At 70.4% G+C, this 3,953-nt stretch carries 4 protein-coding genes; 3 read left to right on the top strand and 1 reads right to left on the bottom strand.

Annotation, left to right across the window (positions count from 1 at the left end; translation table 11 throughout):
* The first annotated feature begins 300 nt into the window (after positions 1-300).
* Genes G6019_RS04250 through G6019_RS04240 form a run of 3 tightly spaced genes read left to right on the top strand, consistent with a single transcriptional unit; the run spans position 301 to position 3,602 of the window.
* A complete protein-coding gene (locus G6019_RS04250) occupies positions 301-1,533 on the top strand; it encodes an aminotransferase class I/II-fold pyridoxal phosphate-dependent enzyme (protein ID WP_231750490.1) in 1,233 nt (410 codons plus the stop codon).
* Positions 1,530-2,444, top strand: coding sequence for an NAD-dependent epimerase/dehydratase family protein (locus G6019_RS04245; protein WP_107755884.1), 915 nt, complete (start codon positions 1,530-1,532; stop codon positions 2,442-2,444). Before G6019_RS04250 ends, G6019_RS04245 begins: the two co-directional genes overlap by 4 nt.
* A 48-nt stretch (positions 2,445-2,492) precedes the next feature.
* Positions 2,493-3,602, top strand: a complete 1,110-nt coding sequence (locus G6019_RS04240) for an acyl-CoA dehydrogenase family protein (RefSeq protein WP_182612841.1) — start codon at positions 2,493-2,495, stop codon at positions 3,600-3,602.
* A 33-nt stretch (positions 3,603-3,635) separates the two neighbouring features.
* Here G6019_RS04240 and G6019_RS04235 read toward each other — a convergent pair.
* On the bottom strand, positions 3,636-3,953 hold a 318-nt coding region (locus G6019_RS04235), incomplete at its 5' end, for an OB-fold nucleic acid binding domain-containing protein (protein ID WP_182627094.1).

Genomic DNA, 3,953 nt, shown 5'->3' with positions numbered 1-3,953 from the left:
CTCCTCGACTCCGGCGGCGGCCAGGGCCCCGAGGACGGCCAGGATCAACGCCGCGGCGAGCGGCCACCCCCTGGCCAGGACTGCCCGCCCGCGCCGGACGCGCCGCGTCATCCGCAACTCGGCTCTGTGACTCATGGGGCTCCTCACTCAGGCGTGCCCCTCATTCGTTCCTGATCCCGGGGCGGATGGGAGGAGGGTCTCGCCCGGGGATGTGGGCCGGTGGTGAGGATTCGCTCGCCTGACCCATCCGGTCCGGACAGGGGGCCGAACCACCCGGACACCCCACAGGAAGGACTTCCCGTGAACCATCCGCTCATCAACCGCCTCGCGACAGACGAACGGGTCCAACTGTTCTCGACTCTTCAGGACACCGGGCAGAGCCCCTACTACCGCACCATGCACTCCGGCACCGGCGCGACGAGCAACGTCCAGGGCGTCGACCGGATCATGCTCGGTTCCAACAACTATCTCGGCCTGGCCAGCCACCCCGAGGTCATCGAGGCCACCACCGAGGCGGTCCGCAGGTTCGGATCCGCGAGCACCGGCAGCCGACTGCTCAACGGGACGATGTCGCTGCACGAGGAACTGGAAGCGGAGATCGCGGACTGGTTCGGCACCGAGGACGCGCTGTGCTTCTCGACCGGGTACCAGACGAACCTCGGCACCCTGGGTGCCCTCGTCGGTGAGCGGGACGCGGTGGTCATCGACGAGTTCGCCCACGCCTCACTCCGCGACGGCCTGCGGATGGCGCGGACCACCGTCCACCCGTTCCACCACAATGATCTGGGCGCACTCGAAGAGGCCCTCATCGCGGCCCGCGGGTCCTCCCCGGAGCAGATCCTCGTCGTCGTCGACTCCCTCTACTCGATGGAGGGAAGCCTCGCCCCCCTGCCCGAGGTCGCGGAGCTGGCCCGTTCCTTCGGCGCCGCACTCATGGTCGACGAGGCGCACGCCATGGGACTGTTCGGCCCGACGCGGCGGGGCTGGGTCGAACAGACCGGGACGGCGGACGCCGTGGACGTGACCATGGCGTCGTTCTCCAAGTGTTCCGCCTCCTGCGGTGGGTTCATCACCGGTAGCTCCGAGCTCGTCACCGGACTCAGGGTCACGGCGCGGCCCATGATCTTCAGCACGTCCTCGGTCCCCGCCGCGACCGCATCCTCGCTGGCCTCGGTCCGGGTCATGCGGACCGAGGAGGGGGCCCGGCGGACCGAGGCGGTGCGCCGCAACTCGATCCTGCTGCGCGCAGAACTGGGCGGCAAGGGCCTGGAGTGCGGCTCCGGCCTCACCGGCGACGAGTGGTCGCCCATCGTGCCCGTCCCCGTCGGCGACGACCTCCGCGCGGTCCACGTGTGGAACCTGCTGCTCGAGCGGGGCGTGTACACCGGTGTCGCGGTCCATCCGGCGGTCCCGGCGACCGGGGCGATCCTCCGACTGTGCGTGACGGCGGACCACACGGAGGAACAGCTGGTCGAGGCCGCCGCGGCGATCGCCGACATCCTCGCCGCCACCCGGGAACTGTCCGCACTATGAGGGTGGTGCTGACCGGGGCCTCCGGAGACTTCGGCACGGCACTGCTGCGCGGGCTGATACTGCGGGACGAGGTCGACCGCGTGGTCGCGCTCGCCCGGTCGCCGTTGCGGGTCCGACACCCGAAGATCGACCGGCGGGCCGTCGACATCACCTCAGGCGACCTCGACGAGGTGGTCGCGGGCGCCGACGCTGTGATCCACTGCGCCTTCATGGTCGAGGAACCGCGCGACAAGGAGTCGGCGCGGATCGTCAACGTCGACGGGTCGCGACGGGTCCTGTACGCGGCCGAGTCCGCCGGTGCCCGGGTGTGCGTGATGACCTCGAGCATCAACGCCTACGGCCCCCGCGGGGGCGCCGAGGTGATCGATGAGACGGCGCCGATCGGCGCCGATGAGGACCACTACTACTTCCACCACAAGGCGCTCGTGGAGGAGGACGTCCGCCGGTGGCGACGGGGATCCGATGGCCGCATGGCGGTGGCGGTCCTGCGCCCGACGTACGTGGTGGGTCCCGACATGTCCAACTCCGGGCTGGACACCATGCGCTCTCGCGTCGTCCTGCACCCGAGCCCAGGGCGGTCCTACTTCCAGTTCCTGCACCAGGACGACCTCGTGGACGCCTACCTGCGGGTGATCCTCGCCGGCGTCGACGGGGAGTTCAACCTGGGTCCCGAGGGGGCCCTGACCGTCTCCCAACTGTGCCGGATGAACCGGTCCGTGTGCATCCCCGTGCCACTCGGTGCCGCCCGTCGCATGGCCGACCTCGGGTACCGGATGCGGTTGCTGCCCTTCTCCTCACACTGGGTGACCTGCGGAGAGCCGGTGACCACGTCACGACGACTCCGGGACGCCACCGGGTGGACTCCCCGATACGACTGCGCCGAGGCCGCCCGCCTGATGCTCACCGGGTGATCCGGACCCGAGCCCGTACCCACCCGACCGTGTACCGAAAGGACCCCCATGCTCCTCACCTCCGAGAACCAGACCCTCGACTCCTACGCCCCCGGATTGCGCGATCGCCTGTACGAGCACGGCCTGCTCACCAACGAGGGTGCCCGGAGCACCGCCGTGGCGGACTGGTCCGCCACCGGTGGGACCGGTCTGATCGTCCCCGCCGCGCTGGGCGGAGCGGGCGCGAGCGCGGTCGACGCGGTGCGGTTCCAGACCGCCATCGGCGCGGTCGCCCCCTCCCTCGCGGCCGCGACCACGATGCACCACCTGTCGTGCGCGACCCTCTTCGAGGCCGCCGAGGACGCCTCGCAGGACGAGCGCGACCTCATCAAGGCGCTGGTCGAGGGCGGCACCGTGATGGCCTCCGGTTTCTCCGAGGGGACCCCCGGGGGATCTGTGTTCCGTCCGACCATGGCCGCCCGCCGGGACGGTGACGACTACCTCCTCTCCGGCCGCAAGGCCCCCTGCAGTCTCTCGAGGTCCATGAGCCTCCTGGTGGCGAGCGCGCTGGTGGACGAGTCCGAGCGGGCCGTCGTCCTGGTCTTCGACGGGGCCGAGGGGCTTCATCGGGAGGAGTTCTGGAGAAGTCCCGTCCTCGCGGCAGCCGAGAGCGACGCACTGATCCTCGATGACGTCCGGGTCGGTGCCGACATGGTGTTCCTCACCTCCGAGAACGACCCCGACGATGTCCACGAGATGACCGGTTATCTGTGGTTCGGACTGCTCATCAGTTCCTGCTACCTCGGGGTCGCCACGCGGATGGTCGAGCGACTCACCGACCGCGACCGTCTCGATCCGAAGCTGTTCTCCTCGGCGCTCGCCGAGGTCGAGACCATGCGGACCGCTCTGCACGCCGTGGCCCGTGAGTTCGACGAGGGGGCCCGCGGCGGCGACATCTCGGCTCGCCTCGCGCTGGTCCGGTGGTCGATGCGCGACGCTCTCGTGAGGGTGCAGTCGATGGTCCGCGAGGCCGTGGGCGGGTTCGCCTACATGCAGGACCCTGAACTCGCCTACGCCTTCGAGGCCGTTCAGGTGTTCGGATATCACCCGCCGTCGCGGCGGGACACCGCGGACAGATTGGTGCAGTGGGCCCGCGGGGAGGACTTCCGCTACGTCTGACGATCCTGTCTCGGTGGGGCGAGGAACTGCTGGTCACCGGAAGTCCCGGCTGCGGCCGATCGCCATGCCCAGGTGGAGGCGTTCGATCTTGTCCGCCACCACGCTCACCGCGCCCGAGCGGTTCTCCACGGTACCGCGGACGATGAGCGCCGGGGCCGAGGAGACGATCGGGCGGTAGCGTGCCCACAGCCCCACCGAGCACACGATGTTGGTCATGCCCGTCTCGTCCTCGAGGCTGAGGAAGGTCACCCCCTCGGCGGTGGCCGGCCGCTGCCGGTGGGTGACCGCGCCGGCGACCTCCACCCGGCTGCCGTCGGGGACGTGCGCGAGCCCGGCGGTGGTGCACACCCC

This window comes from Dietzia sp. DQ12-76 (assembly GCF_014145045.1).
Taxonomy (GTDB): Bacteria; Actinomycetota; Actinomycetes; order Mycobacteriales; family Mycobacteriaceae; genus Dietzia.
The sequence above is the reverse complement of the archived record's forward strand: the minus strand, read 5'-3'. Positions and strand labels throughout refer to the sequence as shown.

Bases quoted from the DNA above. Each gene is read 5' to 3' on its own strand.
- G6019_RS04245 (WP_107755884.1), top strand. From the start codon at position 1,530: ATGAGGGTGGTGCTGACCGGGGCCTCCGGAGACTTCGGCACGGCACTG.
- G6019_RS04240 (WP_182612841.1), top strand. From the start codon at position 2,493: ATGCTCCTCACCTCCGAGAACCAGACCCTCGACTCCTACGCCCCCGGA.